Origin of the sequence: Streptomyces sp. NPDC059255 (assembly GCF_042752355.1) — a bacterium.
In the GTDB taxonomy this organism is placed as follows: Bacteria; Actinomycetota; Actinomycetes; order Streptomycetales; family Streptomycetaceae; genus Streptomyces.
Map to the genome: position 1 here is coordinate 63,961 of NZ_JBHYZP010000012.1, position 21,880 is coordinate 85,840.

At 73.6% G+C, this 21,880-nt stretch carries 19 protein-coding genes; 3 read left to right on the forward strand and 16 right to left on the reverse strand.

The genetic code is table 11. The features are described from left to right. Window positions 1–46 precede the first annotated feature (46 nt). The 16 genes from ACFXKG_RS16670 to ACFXKG_RS16745 form a co-directional block, all read right to left on the reverse strand. Window positions 47–526: an SRPBCC family protein gene (locus ACFXKG_RS16670; protein WP_384838615.1), complete on the reverse strand. Its 480-nt coding sequence runs from the start codon at window positions 524–526 to the stop codon at window positions 47–49. A 91-nt stretch (window positions 527–617) separates the two neighbouring features. Next, window positions 618–1,748 (reverse strand): acyl-CoA dehydrogenase, encoded by a 1,131-nt coding sequence (locus ACFXKG_RS16675; RefSeq protein WP_384838618.1) that lies wholly within the window; start codon window positions 1,746–1,748, stop codon window positions 618–620. Beyond that, window positions 1,735–2,649 carry an alpha/beta fold hydrolase gene (locus tag ACFXKG_RS16680; protein ID WP_384838621.1) on the reverse strand — a complete coding sequence of 305 codons (915 nt, stop codon included), beginning with the start codon at window positions 2,647–2,649 and terminating at the stop codon, window positions 1,735–1,737. Before ACFXKG_RS16680 ends, ACFXKG_RS16675 begins: the two co-directional genes overlap by 14 nt. Further along, window positions 2,642–3,595: a VlmB-like protein gene (locus ACFXKG_RS16685; protein WP_384838624.1), complete on the reverse strand. Its 954-nt coding sequence runs from the start codon at window positions 3,593–3,595 to the stop codon at window positions 2,642–2,644. The genes ACFXKG_RS16680 and ACFXKG_RS16685 overlap by 8 nt, the downstream gene beginning before the upstream one ends. 24 nt (window positions 3,596–3,619) lie before the next feature. Further along, window positions 3,620–4,597 carry a bifunctional lysylphosphatidylglycerol flippase/synthetase MprF gene (locus ACFXKG_RS16690; RefSeq protein ID WP_384838627.1) on the reverse strand — a complete coding sequence of 326 codons (978 nt, stop codon included), beginning with the start codon at window positions 4,595–4,597 and terminating at the stop codon, window positions 3,620–3,622. Continuing rightward, entirely contained in the window at window positions 4,594–5,046 is a 453-nt protein-coding gene (locus ACFXKG_RS16695) for a hypothetical protein (protein WP_384838630.1), read from the reverse strand. The genes ACFXKG_RS16690 and ACFXKG_RS16695 overlap by 4 nt, the downstream gene beginning before the upstream one ends. A gap of 112 nt (window positions 5,047–5,158) precedes the next feature. Then, a complete protein-coding gene (locus tag ACFXKG_RS16700) occupies window positions 5,159–6,235 on the reverse strand; it encodes an SDR family oxidoreductase (RefSeq protein ID WP_384838633.1) in 1,077 nt (358 codons plus the stop codon). 120 nt (window positions 6,236–6,355) lie between these two features. Then, window positions 6,356–7,621 (reverse strand): aspartate aminotransferase family protein, encoded by a 1,266-nt coding sequence (locus ACFXKG_RS16705; protein ID WP_384838636.1) that lies wholly within the window; start codon window positions 7,619–7,621, stop codon window positions 6,356–6,358. 79 nt (window positions 7,622–7,700) lie between these two features. Continuing rightward, window positions 7,701–8,054: a 4Fe-4S dicluster domain-containing protein gene (locus ACFXKG_RS16710; RefSeq protein ID WP_384838638.1), complete on the reverse strand. Its 354-nt coding sequence runs from the start codon at window positions 8,052–8,054 to the stop codon at window positions 7,701–7,703. Then, entirely contained in the window at window positions 8,051–8,974 is a 924-nt protein-coding gene (locus ACFXKG_RS16715; RefSeq protein ID WP_384838641.1) for a hypothetical protein, read from the reverse strand. The genes ACFXKG_RS16710 and ACFXKG_RS16715 overlap by 4 nt, the downstream gene beginning before the upstream one ends. Further along, on the reverse strand, window positions 8,971–10,500 hold the full coding sequence (locus ACFXKG_RS16720; protein WP_384838644.1) for an AMP-binding protein: 1,530 nt from the start codon (window positions 10,498–10,500) through the stop codon (window positions 8,971–8,973). Before ACFXKG_RS16720 ends, ACFXKG_RS16715 begins: the two co-directional genes overlap by 4 nt. Further along, on the reverse strand, window positions 10,500–11,345 hold the full coding sequence (locus tag ACFXKG_RS16725) for a thioesterase family protein (RefSeq protein ID WP_384838647.1): 846 nt from the start codon (window positions 11,343–11,345) through the stop codon (window positions 10,500–10,502). The genes ACFXKG_RS16720 and ACFXKG_RS16725 overlap by 1 nt, the downstream gene beginning before the upstream one ends. Continuing rightward, window positions 11,281–12,246, reverse strand: a complete 966-nt coding sequence (locus ACFXKG_RS16730) for a hypothetical protein (RefSeq protein WP_382893341.1) — start codon at window positions 12,244–12,246, stop codon at window positions 11,281–11,283. The genes ACFXKG_RS16725 and ACFXKG_RS16730 overlap by 65 nt, the downstream gene beginning before the upstream one ends. A gap of 92 nt (window positions 12,247–12,338) precedes the next feature. Further along, window positions 12,339–12,608, reverse strand: coding sequence for a hypothetical protein (locus tag ACFXKG_RS16735; RefSeq protein ID WP_365811010.1), 270 nt, complete (start codon window positions 12,606–12,608; stop codon window positions 12,339–12,341). Next, window positions 12,598–13,260 (reverse strand): TIGR03086 family metal-binding protein, encoded by a 663-nt coding sequence (locus ACFXKG_RS16740; protein ID WP_384838652.1) that lies wholly within the window; start codon window positions 13,258–13,260, stop codon window positions 12,598–12,600. The genes ACFXKG_RS16735 and ACFXKG_RS16740 overlap by 11 nt, the downstream gene beginning before the upstream one ends. 11 nt (window positions 13,261–13,271) lie before the next feature. Further along, window positions 13,272–13,448 (reverse strand): hypothetical protein, encoded by a 177-nt coding sequence (locus ACFXKG_RS16745; protein ID WP_384838655.1) that lies wholly within the window; start codon window positions 13,446–13,448, stop codon window positions 13,272–13,274. A 258-nt stretch (window positions 13,449–13,706) separates the two neighbouring features. Here ACFXKG_RS16745 and ACFXKG_RS16750 point away from each other — a divergent pair, with 258 nt between their 5' ends. From ACFXKG_RS16750 to ACFXKG_RS16760, 3 genes are all read left to right on the forward strand, one after another. After that, window positions 13,707–14,618, forward strand: coding sequence for an alpha/beta fold hydrolase (locus tag ACFXKG_RS16750; RefSeq protein ID WP_384838658.1), 912 nt, complete (start codon window positions 13,707–13,709; stop codon window positions 14,616–14,618). Further along, the gene (gene fabI / locus ACFXKG_RS16755) at window positions 14,615–15,394 is read left to right on the forward strand and encodes an enoyl-ACP reductase FabI (RefSeq protein ID WP_384838661.1); all 780 of its coding nucleotides are present in this window, start codon (window positions 14,615–14,617) and stop codon (window positions 15,392–15,394) included. Before ACFXKG_RS16750 ends, fabI begins: the two co-directional genes overlap by 4 nt. Before the next feature lie 121 nt (window positions 15,395–15,515). Next, window positions 15,516–21,842 (forward strand): SDR family NAD(P)-dependent oxidoreductase, encoded by a 6,327-nt coding sequence (locus ACFXKG_RS16760; RefSeq protein ID WP_384838664.1) that lies wholly within the window; start codon window positions 15,516–15,518, stop codon window positions 21,840–21,842. Window positions 21,843–21,880 lie beyond the last annotated feature (38 nt).

The following is a 21,880-nucleotide window of genomic DNA, read 5'->3' on the forward strand; positions in this document are numbered from 1 at the left end:
AGCGCACCCCCACACCGACGGCAATGTCCATGCCAAAATGCCGGGGTCATGCGCCGACGGCCGCGGTGTCCCTTCCGCTGCTGGTCAGCTGGATCCCCTCGCCCAGCAGCCCGCGCAGGATGAGCCCGATGCTGTCGGTCAGCGCGCGCATCGCGACCGGGTTGATGATCGGTTCCAGGCTGGGGATGCCCAGGTCGAACTCGCAGGAGAACAGCACGACCACGTCCCGGTCGGCCTGCCGGACGTCCCAACTGCCCGCGAACCGGGCGAAGTCCCCGGTGAGCTGGTCGAAGGTGATGTGCCGGGCGACGGGGTCGACGACGTCCCGTTCCGTCCAGTACAGGACGCCGCCGCGGAAGTTCACGGCCCAGGACGAGTCGACGGTGCCCGCCTCGTCGGCGGTCACCTTGATCTCGCGTACCGCGTCGGTGTGGTCGGAGTACCGTTCGAAATCGCGGATCAGGCCGAACACCCGATCAGCGTCGTCATTGGTCAGCAGTCCCTCGATGTGTATGTGGCAGGCCATCGCATTCCTCCGGTGGGTAGGGGGGTCGGCAAGAGGTCGGTACGCGGAACGCCGGCGCTCGGCCGACGGGGTCGAGGCACGACCGGCGCGGTCACCCCAGGACGAGCGGGCCTCCGGCGTAGGCCGTGCACAGTGCCTCGGCGGCCCAGCCGAAGGAGGGCGGGTGGAACTTGAGCGCCCCGGCGCAGGCGGCCAGGTACGACGTCTCGTCGCCGGAGATGTAGGACATGCCGCCGAGCGCCTCCAGACAGCGCGGCACCACACGGTCGACGGTGGCCTGGGCCGCGAACCGGCACACCAGCGACTGCGCCAGCTCGGCCTGGCCGACCGGCCCGCCCGTGTCCAGCACCGACGCGGCGTCCGTCACGCCGCCCATGGCCGCTTCCAGCTCCACCAGGATCCGGGCCCGTTCGGCGGGGTCCCCCTTCCTCCGGTCGAGCACCCGCTCCGCCAGCGCGCTCGCCATCCCCAGGTACGAGGCCGCCATCAGCAGCTCGAACCAGACGAACCCCACGGTCTGGACGGGGTCCATGGAGCCGTCCTCGCCCCGCTCCGTACGGACCACCATGTCCGGTGAGACCCGGACGTCCCGCAGCCGTACCTCGTCGCTCTCCGCACCGGCCAGCACGGTGCTGCCCCAGAACGGGTGCACCGAGACGCCCGGCGTGGTGGCGGGGATCACCGCCACGGCGAGCCGCGGGCCGCCGTCGGTGTCCAGCGTGACGGAGGCGGTGAGCAGGTCCATCGACGCGGACAGGCTGCACGGCTTCTTGGCACCGTTGAGGACGAGGTCGTCGCCGTCCTGACGGGCCGTGATGGAGGAGGCGAGGATCGACTGCCCGGACCTGCCCTCGGCGAACCCGGAGGCCATCAGCAGCCGCTGCTCGGCGACCGCTTCGAGCAGCATCCACTCCAGGCCCTTCGTGACCTCGTACGCCTGGATCAGCCCGGCGACCGAGAAGTGGTGCATGGTGGTGGCCACCGCCAGGGAGGGCGCGCGCGACCCCAGCGCCCGCTGGAGCCGCACCGCCTCCACCGCGCTCGCGCCCAGCCCCTTGTGCTCCGACGGCACCAGCAGCCCCGCGCCGCCCGCCTCCTTGAAGAGACCGAGCGCGGGACCACCGGGGCGTTCCAGCTCGTCCTGGGGCAGGGCGGCGAGGCGGCCGTCCAGTCCGGGGAGGAATCTCTCCAGTGCCGAGCGCTCGCGTTCAAGAAACCTCATCGCCGTCTCCTCCGGGTCCGTTCCAGGGTGGTGCCGTGAGCGTGTCGCCGATCCACCGGCCGATCCCGGCGGCGATCGGCTCGGACCGCCTGACCCAGCCGGTGTGGCCGAGCCGTTCGCCGTGGTGCCGGCGCGTCACGTCCGCGCCGCGCAGCAGGGCGCACAGGGCGTCCACCGCGCCGGGCGGCGCCAGCCGGTCGCCGCCGACCGAGACCGCCAGCACCGGCAGCCTCAGGGCCGCGATCAGCTCCTCGTACGGGACGTCCGCCCCGGCCGGCCGGTAGCGCCCGGTGCGGGCCATCCGGGCCCAGTCGCCCACCAGCACCCGGGACTGCCGTCCGGCGAAGCCCAGTACGTCACCCGGCCAGTAGCCGCGCAGCCGGGCGACCGCCGCGACGGTGTTGGTGCCGAGCAGGGGGATGAGCCCGGTCGGCGGCGGGTACGCGCGGAAGTACGGGGTGCCCGCGGCGACCAGCAGGATCCCGGCCAGATCGGCCGGACGGCGGGCGGCGTACATCAGACCGATCTGCCCGCCGATGCTGTGCCCGAGCAGGAACACCGGGCTGCCGGGCGCCCGTTCGCGCAGCGCGGCCACGACGGCCGGACAGTCCACGGTGGCCAGCTCGTGGTAGCCGTACCGGGCCGAGGCGTCCGGCCGGGGCAGGCTGTCGCCGTACCCGCGCAGATCGGTCACCGCGACGCCGAGGCCGTGCGCCGCCAGGGCGGTGGCGAACGGCCGGTAGAAGCGGGCCCGTACACCGAGCGCGGGCCAGACGACGACGAGCGGCCGCCCCGCCGGCGCCGGCCAGTGGTGCACCGCGAGGGCGGCTCCGTCCGGCAGTGTCACCGTCAGCCGTACGGAACCGGCCCCGGCCGGCGGCTCGTCGGACCGGTCACCCACCGGCCAGGCCCATGTAGGCCAGCCGGGCGGCCTGGGTCTGGGCGGACCACTCCAGCGCGGCCTTGATCCGCTCGTCCGGCGTGGTGTCCAGCAGCCGGCGCCCGGGCCAGATCTCGTGGTCGCCGATGACGTCGGCGATCTGCTGGACGCCTTCCTGGAAGAGTTCCTCCCGGCGTTGCAGGACCTCGAACACCGGCAGGGAGGCCCAGAGTTCGTTGCCGCGCTTCAGGAGGCCCACCACATGCTCCGTGAGCGCCGGGTCCCGGGACAGATGCCGTTTGACGATCTCGCTGCCGACGGTCAGGTGCCGGATCTCGTCGATGCCCGCCCCGCGCTCCACACTCGCCGCCGCGGGATCGACGATCTTCCACTTGTGCTCGCTGAGTTCGCCGGTCGGCGCCAGCACCCCCTCGACCAGAACGGTCAGCACCAGCACCCCGGAGAGGAAGGGGTGCGGCCCGTTCATCACGTCCAGCCCGAACTCCTCCAGCGGGTCCAGCACGTGGGCGCGGTGCTCGCCGGCGTACCGCTCGACGACCTCGTCGATCTCCGCCTCCGGGACGCCCACCTCGGTCATGTGCGCCCGGAACGCCTGGGCGTGCCGGGCCTCGTCCAGCAGCTGGGTGGCGTAGAACTCCATGGACTTCGCGTCGGGCGCGTTCGCCACCAGGGAGGTGATCGCCCGCGCGGCCTTGTCCTCGGCGATGGAGCGGAAGGAGAACTCGGTGAGCAGCGCGTCCCGCAGGGGGCCCGGTCTCCGCATGTGGTCCGGCGTCACCGCCTCCGGGCGATGGCCGTTGACCAGGCCCCGGAGCGTGCCCTGGGCGACATTGACAAGCCAGTAGTCCAGGTCGCACTGCTCCGGCGTGAGCCTGAGCTCGCGGGCGCCCGCGAGCACGTCGGGGGCCCGGTCCCAGTCTGCTTCCGGTGCGATGTTCGTCGTCATCGTGCCACCTCAAGGTCGGTCGGATCAGATGGTGTTGGTGATGCGGAGCAGCTGCCAGAGGGAGGACGGCCGGGGTCCGCCCCGGAACGCCACGTATTCGGGCTCGATCACCTGCGGCGCCCATTTGAGCTTGAACGCCTGCTGCGACCGGGCCGGGTAGAGAGACGCTCCCCGCTCGGCGATCAGCCGAACCGCGCGGCTGATCAGCGGACTCGCGTTCGCCGGCTCGGGGCCCAGCCCGGCGAACGGGGTGAGCCCGAGGTGCAGCCACCCGGCGCCTTCCCCGGCGAAGGCCGTCAGGGCCGTGAGATTGATCAGCTCGATCGTGCCGACCGCGGCCTCCGGGGTGCGCCGGGTCAGGTCGTACAGCCAGCCGGGCCGGCTGCCGTACGCGGGCGAGTAGGAGACGTACCCGATGACCGCGCCGTCGCGGTGGGCGGTGAACAGCCGCCGGTGCGGGGCCCCTCGGCCCTCGCGCTCGCCCACCAGGAACGTCATCCGCTTGACGTGCCGGCCCTTGTCCCGCAGCCACTTCCGGTCGATCTCGTCGAGCACCGGGAGGTGGGTGCCGGCCGGTGCCTCCCGGACCGTGACCCCCTCCCGCCGCGCCCGGGCCAGGTTCTGCCGGATCTTCGCCAGTGCCTTGCCCTTCAGCGAGAAGCGCCCCAGGTCGATGCTGTACGAGCTGCCGAGCTGGTTGACCGTCCAGCCCCGGCCGGCGAACAACTCCACGTCGGTCGCGCGGACCTGGGCCGCCACCAGCCCGCGCCCGCGGCCGGTCACCCGCTCCTGGAACTCGGCCAGCAGCGCGCTGCGGTGCTCCGCCGGTGCGAACGGCCCGCCGAAGACGAACACACTGCCTCCACGGCGCCGGTACGCGATGACGCCCGGCATCGAGGCGGAGGTGAAGTGCTCGGCCCCGTCGTTGTACGCGATGAACCCGCTGGGATGATCGGCGTACGCGGTGATGCTCTCCAGCGCGTCCGGCGACGGGGCGGTCATAGGGCGTGCGCCCCCGCCCGCCGCGCCTGGTGCGCCTTCTGCCGCTTGGTCTCCAGGTGCTCGAAGGGCAGGCCGACCGGCTTGGCGTAGTTGCCCAGCAGACCGCGGTCACCGAACAGATGGAGCGGGACCACCAGCAGCGCCCACTCGGGACGCACCAGCCACGCCCACAGGAGGACCACCGCTCCCGCCGTGAGCCAGGTGTGCATCACGTTGTAGAGGATGTGGAAGACCGGGTGGATCCGGCCGTCCCTGGAGAGTGTGTACGCGATCAGGCCCGGGATGTAGCCGATGAGGTCGATGTAGAGGAACAACAGGATGGCCGGGCCCCAGCGCACCTCGTCGATGTGCCACAGGAAGGCGACGGCGGCCACCGCGAGGACACCCAGGTACTCGGCCCGGGTCGTCAGGTAGTTCTGCCGGTGCCCGAAGGCCTGCTCCGCGCTCATGGATCTCCTTCGCTCGTGATGGCTGAGGACCTGACCTGACGGCGGACCCGGCCGGATCACCCGGGGCCCGTCACACGGGGTCCGTCACCCGGGGTCCGTCACACGGGGTCCGTCACACGGGGTCCGGCGCCGGTACGCGAGAGCCCGCCCGGGCGTAGACGTGGTGCCGCTTCCTGACCAGGTGGCGCACCGACGCCCGCCACGCCTCCTCGTTCGCCCGGAGGTCCGCAGCGGCCTCGCAGCCGGGTATCTCCGCCAGCGAGCTGGGCAGCGGATGCCGGTGGAAGAGCACGGAGGTCTGGTCCAGCAGCCGGTCGAGCCTGGTCTTCGCCCAGCCCGGCACCACGTCGAAGAAGGCCGGGCGGATCAGACGCTCGATGACGTCGGGGGCGAGGATCCGCAGCGGCTTCACCCGGATGCCCTCGGCGGCGGCCTCCTCGATGATCAGCTGGACCAGCCGCTCGGTGGTGAGCGCGTTCGCGCCGCCGCTGAGCCAGTACTCGCCGGTCCGCGCGCCGGAGTCCAGCAGGGAGACGATCGCCCGCGCCACGACGTCCCGCGGCACGAAGTCCACGTAGCCGGTGGGCTCGCTCGGTGTGAAGGGCAGCCGGTTGAGCAGCACCTGGTGGGCGAAGGTGTGCAGCCCCTGTGCCTCGGAGATCTCACCGGTGACGGAGTCGCCGATGATGATCGACGGGCGTACGATCACGGCCTGCGCGCCGCTGCCGGTGACGATCTCCTCGCCGGCGACCTTGGACGACACGTACAGGGAGGGGCTGCTGCCCGCCCGCCCCGTCCGGTCGCCGCCCGCGGCGAGGATCTCCTCCCGCCGGGCCACGTAGGCGCTGCTGACATGGATCATGGGCGCGCCCGCGTCGACCGCGAAGCGGGAGATCCGCCGGGCCCCTTCGACGTTGTGGGTCCGCATCTCCTCGGCGGTGCCGCTGAACTTCACCATGCCCGCCGCGTGGACCACCACGTCGACGTCGGCGCACAGCGTCCGGTAGCGGGCCGGGTCGAGCCCCAGTCGTGGCCGGGAGATGTCACCGCGCACCACCTCGTCGCAGCCGGCGAGGGGCCGCCGGCGTGCCAGGCCGATGACGCGGTAGTCGCGCAGTTGGGGGATGAGCGCCGTGCCGAGCACCCCGGCACCACCGGTGAGCAGGACAGTTCTGGCTGGCGAAGTCATGTGCGCGGCCTTTCGCGTGCTGTCGCTGAACGGGTTCGCGTGCTGTCGCTGAAGGGGTTCGCGTGTTGCTGAAGGGGGTCGCGTGCTGTCGCTGCGGGGGTTCGTGTGTCGCCGAAGGCGTCAGGAGAAGTTCTTCGCCATGGCCGTCAAGGAGTCGTCGAACGCCGCGAGCAGCTCGGCCTCCTCGGCCGGGGTGAGGGTGGCGGGCGGAGTGAGCCGGACCACCGGGTGGGCGTTGAGCGAGTGGTTGACCACGACATGGCGGTCGACCATCTCCAGCAGCAGTTCGCCGGCCATGCTGGCGTTGTCGAGTTCGACACCGATCAGCAGACCGGCGCCGCGCACCTCGCGGACCAGGCGCGGTGCCCGCTCGGCGGCGATGGCGCGCAGGGCGCCGAGGAGTCGCGCGCCGGTCACCGCGGCCCGGTCCACCAGTTCCTCGTCCCGGATCACCTCGACGGTGGCGCGTACCGCCGCCATCGCGATCGGGGCGCCGGAGTAGGTGGAGGTGTGCAGGAAGGGATCGGTGTCGAAGGGCTCGAACACCTCCGGGGTCGCCAGCACGGCGGACACCGGCATGACTCCGCCGGACAGCGCCTTGCCGACGAGCAGCATGTCCGGCCGTACCCCGGCGAGTTCACTCCCCCACCAGACGCCGAGCCGGCCCAGCCCGGTCATCACCTCGTCCACCACGAGGAGGGCCCGGTGCTCCCGGCACAGCGCCGCCACCTCCGCGAGGTAGCCGGGCGGCGGCATGATCACCCCGGCCTCGCTCTGCACCGGTTCGACCACGACGCAGGCCTCGCCCTCGCCGGTATCACGGAGCGCCTCGGCCAGTGCCGGGACGTCACCGAAGGGGACGTGGGTGACGCCGGGCAGGAGGGGCCGGAACGGGTCCTGGTAGAAGGACTTGGCCGTCAGCGAGAGCGCTCCGACGGTCTTGCCGTGGTACCCGTTCTCCATCGAGATCAGCCGTCGTCTGCCGTGTGCCCTGGCCAGTTTGACGGCCGTCTCGGTGGCCTCGGCGCCGGATCCGGAGAAGTGCACCCGGTCGAGCCCCGCCGGTGCCACGGAGGTCAGCGCCTGGGCGGCGAGACCCACCGCGGGGTCGAGGAAGAGGCGGGTGGAGAGGGCCTGGCGTTCGGCCTGCCGTCGCACCGCCTCGACGACCCGCGGGTGGCCCGCGCCCGCGAAGAACACACCGTAACCACCGCAGTTGAGGAATTCCTGCCCGTCGGTGGTGGTGACGCGGGCGCCGGAGGCGGAGTCCTCGACGAGACTGCCGAAGAGTGCCGCCAGTTGACTGCGCCCCCTGCCCAGATGTTTCCGGTGCAGGTCGATCAGTTCGCTCTCGGAGGGTCTGCTTTCTGACAGGCCGACGTTCATCGTGAGCACTCTCCAGGGGAAGGCGGCTCGCTGCCGCGGCGGGCACGGGGTGACGGATCGCCGGGAAAAGGCGGGGCTCTCAGGCCCTGTCCGAGCCGCGCGGTGCCAGATCGGGTGCGAGCGAGGCCCACTTGTCCGGGGCGCCGTTCCACTTCTCGGCGTCGTCGAGGGGCTGGACACGGGTGGTGGCCAGCGGCAGCAGCGGCGCGAGCCGCGCGTTCCACTCCAGGGCGGGGGCCAGCTCGGCGGGCACCTCGTTCTCCGGGTAGATCGCGTCGCTGGGGCAGGCCTGGACGCAGTTGCTGCAGTCGATGCACTCGTCGGGGTCGATCACGAGGAAGCTGTCGGCCTCCCGGAAGCAGGCCACCGGGCAGTAGGTGACACACTCCGCGAACTTGCAGTGAACACACTGTTCGGTGACGACATGGGTCATGATCCACTCCCGTTGGTCAGTAGCTCTCCGTGGTCGTCGGCGAAGCGGTGGCCGGTCTCCAGGCCCACCGCGTAGGCGCCGACGAGCCCCTCCTCGGTGGCCGACGCGTAGTCGACGCCCAGCGTCTTGAGGTCGTCGGCGGGCCGCACCATCAGGACCCGGGCGCGGCCCAGCGGGGCACCGTCCACGATCTCCTCGGAGCCGTAGAGGTCCCGGTACAGCGGGAACGGGTCGGAGCCGATCACGATCAGCGAGGACACCCCGGTCTCCGCCACCTCACGGGCGGGGCAGGCGCAGGTGTACGAGGCGTCCACATACGGCTCGCCGCCCACCTCTGCCGGTACCGCCCACGCGTGCAGCATCCGGGTCGAGGCATAGGCGACGGCGTCGTAGTTGGCCTCCGTCAGTCGGGCGGCGCCCGGCCCCGCGCGCTCGGGGCGGGTGGCGAAGACGACCGGCGCCAGGTGGCGTTCGACCCAGCTCCGGTCGCCGCTGAGTGTGTCGCGCAGCAGTTGCCGGCCCAGCCGCTTCGCGCCGGGGCCCTGGGTGAGTTCGGCGCCCGCCTCCGTCGTGACCTTGCTGGTGGCGAGGAGCAGATCGGGCGCGTCGTCCCGGAACAGCCCGGCGCGCAGCGTCGGCCCGTACTCCCGGATGCTCTCCAGCGCCACCTGGCTCATCCCGGTGCGTGCCGCTCCCGCCGCCGCCCGCAGCCAGTAGTCCACCCCCACCTCGCGCGCCCTGCCGATGGCGGCGAGGCCCCCGGAGAGGCCGGACGAGGAGGCGGTCCCGTACACCCGGGCGCGCAGCCCGCGTTCCTCGAAGGCGGCGAGCACACCGTGTCCGAAGACACCCTTGAGCATTCCGGACGCCACGGCGATGCCCGTGCCGCCACCGGGACCGGTGGCGCTGTCGGTCGTCACGTGAACGGTATTCCCTTCTCCAACTGGGCGGTCATATGGGTACGCGCCGGTTTTCCGCTCGCGGTGCGGGCGATCCCGCCGCGCTTGACCTGGAGTACGGCGCGGGGCGCCACACCGAAGTCCGCGGCGATCCCGGCGGCGACGGCGCCGGTGTCCACGGTCGCCGTCCGCTCGGGCACGACCAGGACGGTGAACCCGTCCTGGTGCGCCAGGGCGACACACTCGGCGACGCCCGGCTCCGTCGTCACCCGGTGCTCGATGTCCACGACGAACACGTTCACCCCGTTGACGGAGACGCGGTCGCCCCTGCGCCCGTGCAGATAGAGCCGGCCGGCCCGCAGCCGGCCCAGATCACCGGTGTCGAACCACTGGACGCGGTGATCGGTGGCCCCGTCGTAACCGTTGAAGAGGGTGCGTCCGCGCAGCCGTACGGTGCCGAGTTCGCCCTCCGGGCGGCGTTCCCCGTGCTCGTCGACGATCTCCAGGTCGAGCCCGGGGACCGGGGGGCCGAGGCAGGCGGCGCCCGGGGCGGCGCCGGTGCCGGGCTCCTCGGCGAAGTTCGGGGCCTCGTCGGTGTACCGGTGGGAGGTGGCCATCAGCCCGGCCTCCGCGAGTCCGTAGCAGAACACCAGCGCGGACGGCGGGAACCCCCAGGGGCCGGTCGCGGCCAGGAAGTCGCGCACCGAGTCCGGGCGGATCGGCTCGGCCCCGCTGAACACGGTGTGCCACCGCCGCAGCAGGCCGGGGTCCGGCCCGTCCGCCCGCGCGGCCTCCCCGATCCTGGCCGCGAGGTAGCGCAGCATGAAGTCGGGGAGCGCGCTGTGCACGGCGGGGGCGTCCCGGAGCAGCCGCAGCGCCGCCATGGGCCGGCGCAGGAACGTACCGGGCTCCTCCACCACGACGTTCAGGGCTCCGGCGAGTCCGCTGAGCAGCCCGACCAGGCCCATGTCGTGATGGAGCGGCAGGGCGATCAGGCCGGAGTGGCCCGGCCGCATGCCGGCGACGGCGCGGATGGCCTCGGTGTTGCCGACGAGGGCCCGGTGGCTGAGCGGGATGGGCCGGGGCATCCCGGTGGATCCGCTGGAGTACTGGACGAAGGCGATGTCCTCCGGGTCCGCCTCGGCCGGCTCCCGCACCGGCCGCGCGTCCTCGATCAGTGTGATCTCCCGCAGCCCCGGGCCGCTGATGCGGTACGCGTGCCGGGCGCCCTGCTGCCGCGCGACGAGGGCGGTGTACTGGCCGGTGATCGTGCCGGGCACCCGGGGCTTGACCGAGACCGGCACGGCCCCCAGGTGCATCAGCCCGAGCAGCGCGAGCACCCCGTCCCGGGAACTGCTGATCCGCAGCAGGACCCGGTCGCCCGGCCGGACCCCCTGGGCGGCGAAGCCGCCGGCCGCGGCGGCGATCCGCTCGGCCAGCAGGGGGTAGTGCAGTGTGTCCCGCCGGGGCGAGGTGCCGAAGGTGACCGTGGCGTCCTGCCGGTACGCCTGGCTCGCGATGGCCTCGGGGAGTGTGCCGGCCGCCATCAGCCGGCCCGTCCCGGGGTCCGGCGCAGCGCGGCCAGGTCGGCGCGGTGAATCCGCTGGGTGCCCCGTTCGACGAGGCCGAGGCGGACCCGTCCCCTGGCCACGACGGTGCCGTCGAGTTCCTCGATGTCCTGCGCGAGGGTGAAGCTGTACGCGGACCGTTCGGCGAGCGAGGTCCGTACGGCGACCTTCCCGACCGGGTTCCACTCCACCGATTTGACGTAGTCCAGGTGCAGTTGGAGCACGACGGCCACCAGCTCGCTGTCCCGCAGGTCCACGTCGTTGGCGAGCGCCCACTGCCAGCGTCCGGTCTCCAGCAACTGCGGATGGACGCTGTTGTTGAGGTGTCCGGCCCAGTCGAAGTCGTTCGGGCGCAGCTCGATCTCACCACGGTGTTCCGTCACGTCCCACTCGTCCGCCGGCGTCGGGGCCGGCGCCGGTGGTGGCAGTGTGGTGGTGTTGTCTCCCATTCCCGTTCCCCTGTCTTCCAGCAGTACGGCGACGGATCCCGCCAGGTCTCCCGTGTGGCTGATCGAGATCTCGGCGGCCAGCCGGCGCTCCGCCCACCAGCCGGCCAGCCGCCCGTGCGGGCGCAGCCGGGGCTGCCCGGCCGGCCCGTGGGTGATCTCGATCTCGGGAAAGGTGTACGGCGGTGCTCCGCCGAGTGTGCTCAGCGCCTTGACGCAGGCCTCCTTCGCGGAGAACAGTCCGGTCAGCGAGGCCGCGGGGTCGGGGCGGGAGCGGCAGTGGGCGAGTTCGCCGGCGGTGAAGACGGCCCGGCTAGTGAGCAGATGCCGTTTCGCGCGCAGCTCCGGCACGGACTGCAGATCGAATCCGGTCGACATCGTTGGTGCGGAGGCTGGCGAAGTAGGCGCGCTTGAGGTCATCGTAGGACTCCGCCTGGATTCCGGTCGCCTCGCGGACGAGGGCGAAGACGCTGGACAGCTTCTTGGCGTGGATGGGGCCCTCGTGGAGCGAGTCGTCCGCGAGCCCGTACTCCTCGTCGCCGGTGCGGACCCGCTCCCACCAGTTCACATGTCCCTGACGCTCCGTCTGGGCCTCGCGGGCGGAGCCGAAGGTCTCGCCGCCGTCCGGACGCACCCAGCTGTACGCCATCGACAGCACGTCCTTGACCGGGTAGACGCCGGTCTCCACCAGGGCCTTGGCGAAGGAGGCGAAGTACTGGCGGTGCTGCACCTCGTCCTTCATCACGGTGTGGAAGACGTCGTGGACCAGTTCGTCCTCGGTGCCGCGGGCGGCCCAGCCGTAGGAGACACACGCCTCGATCTCCACACACGCCTGGAGGACGCAGACCCGGGCGTAGTTGTCGCGCGGCAGTTCGCCGCGGCACTCGACCACCTCGGTCTCCTCGATGGGGTCGATGCCGGCCATCTCCATGAGGCGGCCGAAGGCGATCTCGTGGTGGGCCTCCTCCTCCAGCCAGTAGCGGGCGGACCAGGCGGCGGCGATGTGCAGGACGTCGGAGCCGAGCGGGTTGGACTCCCGTATCTCGTTGGCGAGTTTGACGCCGTCGACGGCGAGCCTGATGCCGGCGGGCTGGGTGGTGAGTTCGGCGCGGGCGGCGTGCCAGAGGGCGGCCCGGTCGGCGGCGGAGGGCCGGCTGAGGCGACGTCCGTCGAAGAGGGCGTCGGTGCCCCAGCGGCGCTGCTCGTGGTAGCTCTGCTGGGAGCGGAGGACGTCGGTGATGGTCGCCCCCGCCTTCAGCTCCTGGACGATATCGGTCATGATCAGCATGGTTGCGGCCTTCCGGTCGGAGGGTGCGGTGCGTGGCTGTCGCGACGGATCCGGTGGTGCGGTTGCCTAGGGCCTGTGTGGGGTCAGGAGGGCTCGGCGGCGGTGAGCTGCGCTCCGAGCACCGCGAGGACCTCGTCCGCGGTGTGGTTGAGGGTCATCGTGGGCAGTTCCGCGTCGTCGTCGCCGAGTCCGGCGTCGGCGAGGGCACCCGCGAAGGCGTCCAGGAGATCGATGGAGTTGATGGCCGTCGGGGAGGCGGCCAGGACGGCGGAGAGCGGGCGGTCCGCGCCGAACACCTCGTCCTCGGGCAGCCCGAGGCGTCGGGCGACATGGGTTCTGAGCTCAGCGAACATGGGTGTCCTCCGGTAGGTGGCGATCGGCCTCGCCGGCAGGGGTCGCGTCCCGGTGGACCGGGGTCCAGTCGGGGTGCCGGCCGAGCGCCGTCAGTACGTGTTCCAGCGGCCCGGCCTGTCCGGACGGCGTCCGGGCGGGCAGGAACTGCGCCCCGGGCGCGCGCCGCCGTTCGTCGTCGGGCACCAGCCGGGCCAGAGGCAGTGCGGCCCGCACCACGTCCTCGGGCAGGGTGAGCGGCACACCGAGGGCCGCCGCCAGGTCCCAGCCGTGCACGACGTGGTCCAGGAAGTGGAAACCGATGGCGAGTTTGCCGGGGAAGGCCCCCTGGGGCCTGATCTCCGGCAGCAGGAACGGTGCCTCGGTGATCCCGGGTCCGGCGAAGGCGTCGAGCGCCCGCTCCGCCGCCCGGTAGCCGGCCCGTGGGTCGTCACCGAGCGGGAGTTCCTTCCACACGGAGAGGTCCCCGCCGCCCCCGCCCGCCGCCGCGGCGAATCCGTGGTGCTGCCCGGCCATGTGCTCGACCAGTTGACGCAGCGTCCAGTCCGCGCAGGGCGTGGGTCTGTCCCAGTCCCCGGGCGCGGCCAGGTCGATGATCCGGACCGTCTCCAGCACGGCGCTCCGGTCGAGGGCGACGATGTCGGTCGTGTCCACGGTGTGTCCTTTCAGCGGGGGGTACGGGTCTGCCGGGCGGCCTCGGGCCCGCCGGGCGGGACCGGGCCGTCGGACGGCTCGTCCGGGAAGAGCTGTTCCTCGATGATCCGGTCCAGCTCGTCCTTGAACCGCTGGTTCGGCCCCGCCTTGAGGGGAAGCGCGGCGAGTCCCGGTGTGTTCGGTGCCATGTGTCCTCCATCAGGGCGGTGGGGTGGCCGGTGCGATGCCGGTCCTCCCGGTGGACCGGAAGGGACCCGGGCCGGCCGGGTGGTGGTCGGCGCGCGGCCGGGTGACGGCCGGTCGGGGCGGTGCGCCCGGCCGGAGAGGGTGCGCTCGGCGGACCGCCGGAGCGTGTCCGGACTTCGAGGGCGCGGCTTCACCATATAAGAGCACGGTCGTTCGTGCTAGCATTTTGCCTCCTTAGTGGCCTACGGAGGAGACCGGGCATGGATCCCACCGCGGCAGTAGCCGGCACCGTCCTCAACACCCTCTCCCGCGTCTCCGGACGGCTGGCGGGCGCGGGGGCCTTCACGCTCTTCCGGCTGCCGCTCGCGCGGGGCAAGGCGCGTCCGGCCGACCGGCGGCTGATGGAGACGGCGACGACCGGACAGGTGGAGATCAACGGCAAGACAGCGGTGACCTACCGCTGGGGCACCGGGGAGCGTCCGGTGCTGTGCGTCCACGGATGGCAGTCGCGCGGCTCCCGGTTCGCGGACTTCGTCCCCGGGCTGCTCGACCGCGGATACAGCGTCATCACCTTCGACACACCGGGCCACGGCGAGGCCACCGGGCGCAGCACCACGATCGTGGAGTACCGCGCCATCATCAGCGAACTCCACCGTGAGTACGGGGACTTCGAAGCGGTGGTGGCCCACTCGCTCGGTGTCCTGGCGACCTTCCTCACGCTGCGCACACAGGTACGGACGGGACGGATCGCCGCGCTGAGCGGGGTCCCCGACTTCGACTACCTGGTCGACGAGTTCTGCGCCCAGCTCGGACTGCGCGCACCGCTCAAGGCCGCGCTGCGGGGCCGGATCGAACGGGACCTCTTCCCCGGGGAGCCGGACATCTGGACCCGCTTCTCCGTGCTGGACCGGCCGGAGGACATCCAGGTGCCGATCCTGCTGCTGCACGACGAGGCCGACGAGATGGTCGGGGTCGCCCACGCCCGCCGGGTCGCCGACGCCTACGGCGACCGGGCACGGCTGACCGTCACCGAGGGACTCGGGCACCGCCGCATCCTGGGCGACCCCGGCGTGGTGCGCACCATTCTGGACTTCGTGGACGAGGGACGCCGGGAGGAGGCCCCCGGCACCGCGCCGGCGGCCGGCGAGCAGTCGCAGGAGACGATCCGATGAGCGGACTGCTGGCCGGCAAGAACATTCTGATCACCGGCGTCCTGATGGACTCCTCGATAGCCTTCCACGCCGCCAGGCTGGCCCAGAACGAGGGCGCCCGGGTCGTCCTCACCGGCTACGGACGGCTGAGTCTGGTCGAGCGGATCGCGGGCCGGCTGCCGAAACCCGCCCCCGTCATCGAACTGGACGTCACCGACCAGCGGCATCTGGACGGGCTGGCGGACCGGATCCGCGAACACCTGGGCGAGGACGCCCGGCTGGACGGGGTCGTCCACTCCATCGCGTTCGCGCCGGGCGACGCGCTCGGCGGCGGCTTCCTGGACACCCGCTGGGAGTCGGTCGCCACCGCCGTGCAGGTCTCGGCGTACTCCCTGAAGTCGCTGACCATGGCCTGCCTGCCGCTCATGGAGAAGCACGGCGGCTCGGTCGTGGGGCTGGACTTCGACGCGACGGTCGCCTGGCCCTCGTACGACTGGATGGGGGTGGCCAAGGCGGCGCTGGAGTCCACCTCCCGGTACCTGGCGCGGGACCTCGGCTCCTCCGGCATCCGGTGCAACCTCGTCGCGGCGGGGCCGGTCAAGACCATGGCCGCCCGCTCGATCCCCGGCTTCGAGACGTTCCACGACGTCTGGACCGATCGCGCGCCCCTCGGCTGGGACCTCTCCGATCCGGAGCCGGCCGCCCGCGGTGTGGTGGCGCTGCTGTCGGACTGGTTCCCGCGTACCACCGGCGAGATCGTCCACGTGGACGGCGGCGTCCACGCCGTCGGAGCCTGACACGCCCTTCCCCGCGCGGGCCCACGATGCCGTGGCGCCCCGCACCAGCTCCTCCGCATATTTCCCCCTCCGGGGCGCCGACAGGCACCGGAACGGCAGTAGGCAAAGGATGCGATCACCCATGGACGATCACGCGAACTCCCTCGCCGTCGTCGGCATGGCGGGCCGGTTCCCCGGCGCGCCCGACGCCGAAAGCCTCTGGACGCTCATGATGGAACGCGGGGAGGCCATCCGCCCCGTCCCCCCGGACCGCTGGGACGCCGAACGTCAGCTCGACCCCGCCAAGGACGTGCAGGCCGTCGGCGGTTTCCTCGACGGGGTCGACCGGTTCGACGCCGGCTTCTTCGGGATCTCCCCCCGGGAGGCCGCCGACATCGACCCCCAGCAGCGATTGCTCCTGGAAGCGGCCTGGCGCGCCGTGGAGGACGCGGGGCTGCGCCCCGCCGATCTCGAAGGCTCCAGGACCGGGGTCTACATCGGGGCGTCGTGGCACGACTACGAGATCCTCCGCAAGGAGCGCGGCACCCCGCCCACCCAGCACAGCATCGTCGGCGGCGCCCTGGACGTGCTCGCCGCCCGGATCAGCTACCTCCTGCGGCTGCGCGGCCCGAGTCTCACGGTCGAATCCGGCTGCTCCTCCTCGCTCGTCGCCCTGCACCTGGCCGCGCAGGCGCTGCGGCAGGGCGAGATCGGCACCGCGATCGTCGGCGCGGCCAACCTGATCCTGACCCCGGACGTCTCCGTCGGCCTCACCCACTTCGGCGGCCTCTCCCCCGCCGGCCGCTGCGCCGCCTTCGCCGCCTCCGCCGACGGATTCGTCCGGGGCGAGGGCGTGGCCGCCCTCTGCCTCAAGACCGTGGAGCGCGCGCTGGCGGACGGGGACCGGATCCACGGCGTCATCCTGCGGACGGCGGTGAACAACGACGGCGGGGGCGACAGCCTCGTCACGCCCGACCCGCGCGCCCAGGAGGAGCTGCTCGGCGACGTCTACGGGGCCGGTCCCGGCGCCGTGGACGCCGACTCCGTCGCCTATATCGAGGCCCACGGGACGGGCACGAGACGCGGCGATCCCGCGGAGGCCGCCGCGATCGGCCGGGCCGTGGCCAGGCACCGTCGGGGCGGCCCCCTGCCGATCGGCTCGGTCAAGACGAACATCGGGCATCTGGAGGCCGCCGCGGGCATGGGCGGACTGTTCAAGGTCCTCCTCGCGCTGCGGCACCGGGTCGTCCCGCCGAGCCTCCACGCCGAGGTGCTCAACCCGGACATCCCCTTCGACGACCTGAACGTACGGGTCCTCCGCGAGCCGCTCGAACTGCCGCGGACCGGACCGGTCCGGCTCGGGGTCAGCTCCTTCGGCTGGGGCGGCACCAACGCCCATGTGGTCGTGGCCGCCCCGCCCGACGGGGCGGACGGCGGTCCGGGCGCCGACGCGGCTCTCCGGCCGAACGCCGGCGCGGCGCCGGCCGCGGCCCTGTCGGAGAGCCGGTCCGGCCGCCCGCCCACCGGACTGCCCGCCTTCGTACCGCTGTCGGCCCAGGATCCCTCCGTACTCGCCGAGCGGGCCGCGCAGTTCCAGGAGCGGGTGCCCGGGACCGAGGCGGCCGTCGCCGAGCTGGCCGGGACGCTCGCCTGGCGCCGCGGCCATCTCCCGGTGCGGGCGGCGCTGCTGGCCACCACGCCCGGCGACCTGTCGGCCGCGCTCACCGCCGTGTCCGAGCGGCCCGAGGACGACGGACACCCCGCGGTGGTGACGGGACGGGCGGTGGCCCGCGGGCGCACCGCGTTCGTCTTCCCCGGGCAGGGCTCCCAGTGGAGCGGCATGGGACAGGAACTGTTCCGGGAGAGCCCGCTGTTCGCCGAGGTCGTGGGGCGCTGCGCCGAGGCGCTGCGTCCGCACCTGACCTGGGATCCGCTGGACGTCTTCGCGGGGAAGTCCGGCGACGGGTGGCTGGAGCGGGTCGACACCCTCCAGCCCGTGCTGTGGGCGATGTCCCTGGGGCTCGCCGAACTGTGGCGGGCCTCCGGTGTCGAACCCGATGTGGTCATCGGCCACAGCCAGGGCGAGATCGCCGCCGCCACGCTCGCCGGGATCCTCTCGTACGAGGACGCCGCGCTCGTGGTGGCACGGCGCAGCGCGGTCGTCCGCCGGACCTGCGGACGCGGGCTGATGCTCGCCGTGGACCTCGACCGCGCGGCGGCCCTGGCGGCGGTCCGCCCCTCCGGGGGCCGGGTCGCGCTGGCCGCGCACAACGGACCGACCTCGTGCGTCCTGTCCGGGGACACCGACGCCGTCCTCGCGCTCAAGGAGTCGCTGGACGCGGACGGCACGTACTGCCGGCTCGTCAACGTCGACTACGCCTCGCACAGCCCCCAGATGGCCGAGCTGCGCGACGAGTTGCTGGCCGGACTCGCGCCGGCCGTCCCCCGGCCGGGGAGCGTCGAACTGCTCTCCACGGTGTACGGCGAGCCGCTGGACGGCGTCCGGATGGACGCGGCCTACTGGGCGGACAACCTCTGCGGCACGGTGCTCTTCGCGGACTCCCTGACCCTCTCCCTGGACAACGATGTCAGCCATGTCGTGGAGATCAGTCCGCATCCGGTCCTGACCCCGGCCGTCGAGCAACTGATCGCCGAACACGGGGCGTCCGCGGCGGCGTTGACCACACTGCGCCGGGGCGAGGGCGGCCCCGGCGCGTTCGCCCGCGCGCTCGCGCGCGGCTACGCCGCGGGGCTCGAACCCTTCGGCGGCCTGCCCCGGTGCCGTCCGGTCCCGCTGCCGGCGCACCCGATGCGGCCCGAGCGCCACTGGCTCCCGGACGGCGGCGCGGCGCCGCGCTCCGGGGCGGCCCGCGGGCTCGACGTCCACCTCACCCCCTCCCCCGGCGAACGGGACGTCTGGCACGGGCCGATGGAACTCGCGGTCGCCGACCTGCCGTGGCTCACCGACCACCGGGTCCACGACACGGCCGTCCTGCCGGGTGCCGCGACCCTGGCGCTGGCCGTGAACACCGCGCGCGCCCGCACCGGTTCGGCGCCGCGCGCGCTTCGCGACATCACGCTGAGCGCGGCCGTCGCCTTCGGCGAGGGCCCCGGGCACCTGGCCGTCGAGTGGCGTGACGACATCGCCGAGGGCGGCAGCTTCCGGCTGCTGTCGCTGCCGGAGGGCGGCACCTCCTGGACCGGGCACGCCACGGCCCGCGCCGACTACCGGGACGACACCGCGCCCGTACCCGGCCTCCCCGGGTGGCTGGAGACGGCGCCGGTCACGGATGCCGGCCCGTTCTACGAGGCGTGCGGCGCGCGGGGGCTCGACTACGGGCCCGCCTTCCACTGCGTACGCGCCCTGTACCGGGGGCCGGACGGGGACGAGGCGGTGGGCGAGGCGGAGCTCGCCGCGCCGCTGCGGGCGGGCGCGCGGCCGTATCTGCTCCATCCGGCGCTGTGGGACGGCGCGCTCCAGGTCTCGCTCGCGCTGTTCGAAGGGGACGCGGCGGGCACGGCCCTGGTGCCCACCTCGATCCGTGCCGTCCGGGTGGCGGAGCGCCCCGCCGGGCCGCCGGTCACCCGGGTGTGGTCCCATGCCGTCCGGCACCGGGACGGCACCGTGGACGTACGGGTCTTCGACGGTGAGCGCCGCCCGGTGCTGGCCATGGAGGGGCTGCGGCTGGCGGAACTGGCCGGCTCCGGCACGGGCACGGCCGGCACGGACGCGGCGCGGCTGCACCGCCTCCGGTGGATCGAGGCCGCCGCGGCGCCCCGGTCCGGCGCCGCGGTGCCCGCCGGACCGTGGCTGGTCTGCGGAGCCCCGGGCGGCCTCGCGGAACCGCTCGCCGCCGCGCTGGCGGCCGAGGGCGCCGAGGTGATCCGGGTGACCGGGGCCGAGGAACGGGGCGCGCTCGGCGGCGTGACCGGGGCGGCGGGTGTCGTCTTCGCGGCGCCCGCGGCGGACGCGGGCCTCGCCGCCCAGCAGCGGGGACTGGACGCGCTCACCGACACCGTCCGCGCCTGCGCCGCCCTCGCAGCCGCACCCCGGCTGACCGTGGTCACGGCCACGGGCCAGGCGGCCACCGCCGGGGACCGCCCCGACCCGGGGGCCGCCCTCTACTGGGGCTACGCACGGGTGCTGCGGCGCGAACACGGGGAACTGGAGCCGCGCGCCGTCGATGTGGACCCGGCCGACGACGGCTGGGCCGGCGCGTGCGCCGCGGAGATCCTCGGCGCGGACCGCGAGGACCAGATCGCCCTGCGCGGGCGGACCCGGCTGGCCGCCCGGCTCACCCGCACCGGCGGCTTCGGGGAGCCGGACACCCCGCGCCCGCCGCTGCGCGCGGTGCGCCAGCCGTTCCGGGTGGCCGCCGTGCGCCCCGGCCTCTGGGAGGGCGTGGAGTGCGTACCGCTGGCCGGACGGCCGCCCGGCCCCGGTGAGATCGGGATCGAGGTCGGCGCCGCCGCGCTCAACTTCATCGACGTGATGAAGGCGCTCGGCACCTACCCCGACCCCACGGGCAGCGCCCGGCTCCTCGGCGGGGAGTGCGCGGGCCGGGTCGTCTCCGTCGGCCCGGACGTGACCGGGTACCGCCCCGGGGACCACGTGGTGGCCTGTGCGTTCGGCTCCCTCGCCGACCGGGTGACCGTACGAGCCGACCATGCCCGCCCGGTCCCGGACGGGCTCGGCGACCCGGAGGCCGCCGCGCTGCCGCTCGCGATGGCCACCGCCTGGTACGGGCTCGCCGAACTCGGCCGCCTGGAGCGGGACGAGACCGTCCTGATCCACTCGGCCGCCGGAGGCGTCGGGCTCGCCGCCGTCCAGGTCGCCCGGCTCCTCGGCGCCCGGGTCGTCGCCACCGCGGGGAGCGAGGCCAAGCGCCGGTACCTCAGCGGCCTCGGCGTCACCGACGTGTTCGACTCACGGGATCCCGGCTGGGCGCCGGCGGTCCGCGCGGCGACCGGCGGACGCGGCGTGGACGTCGTCCTCAACTCGCTGACCGGGGCGGCCATCGGGGCCGGTCTCGATGTGCTCGCCGAGGACGGGCGCTTCGTCGAACTGGGCAAGAAGGACATCCACGGCGGCCACCGGATCTCCCTGGACGCCTTCCGCAAGGGCGTCAGCTTCGCCGCCGTGGACCTGGCCGGGCTGATGGAGCGCAGGCCGCGGCGGTTCGCCCGGATCCTCGCCGAGGTCTGGGAGCACGTCACCGAGGGCAGGCTGACCCCGCTGCCGCTGCGCGTCCTCCCCTTCGCCGAGGCGGCGACCGCGCTGCGCGAGATGTCGCACGGCGACCACATCGGCAAGTTCGTCCTGACCGACCCGGGGAGCGTCCCGGCGGTGGCGCCCGTACCGCTGCCCGACGGCCGCTTCCGGGCCGACGCCACCTATCTCGTCACCGGCGGCCTCGGCGCGCTCGGCCTCTCCCTCGCGGAGTTCCTGGCCGCCCGGGGCGCCGGCGCGCTCGCCCTCCTGGGCCGGTCGGCCCCCACCGCCGACGCCGAGCGGCGCCTCACGGCGCTGCGGACGGCCGGCACCCGGGTCGAGACCCTACGGTGCGACGTCGCCGACGAGCGGGCGCTGGGCGAGGCGCTGCGCCGGGTACGGGAGGAACTGCCGCCGCTGCGGGGCGTCTTCCACGCGGCGGGCGTCCTCGCCGACGCCACGATCGACACCATGACCCCGGCGTCGGCCGCCGCCGTCCTGGCCCCCAAGGCCGTGGGCGCCCGCAACCTCGACGCGGGGACCGCGGACGACCCGCTCGACCTGTTCGTGCTGTTCTCCTCCGCCGCCGCGCTGGTGGGCAACGCCGGGCAGGCCGCGTACGCCGCCGCCAACGCCCACCTCGACGCCCTCGCCGAGCACCGCCGCGCCCGGGGCCTGCCCGCCCTGAGCGTGCAGTGGGGGCCGTTCGAAGACATCGGGCTGGCGGCCGCGGACGAGCGGCGCGGCGCCCGGCTGACGGAACGGGGCATGGGCGGCTTCCCGGCGCACGAGGCCTGGCCGGCGCTGCTCCGGATGCTGGAACACGACGAGCCGGTCGTCGGTTACGTACCCCTCGATCCGCGGCAGTGGTTCGAGACCTACCCCGACACCGCCGCGCTGCCGAGCTGGGAGCTGCTGCGCGCGGCGGCCGACGGCGGCGCGGTCGCCCGGCCGGGCGACGGGCTGCGCGACCGGCTCCTCACCGCGCCCCCGGACGCCCGGGCGGGCATCGGTGAGGCCGCGGTGCGCGAACTGGCCGGACGGGTGCTGCGGCTCCCTCCGGAACGCGTCGGCCTGGAGACGCCGTTCAAGACGCTCGGCCTCGACTCCCTGATGAGCCTGGAGCTGCGCAACCGGCTGGAGGCCGCGTTCGGCACCGCGCTCTCCCCGACCCTGCTGTGGACCCACGGCACCGTACGGGCCCTGTCCGGGGCACTGGTCGAGGACCTGGTGGCCGCTCCCCCGGCCACGGACTGAACGGAGTCCGCCCCTCGGCCGGAGTCCGTCCTCGGCCG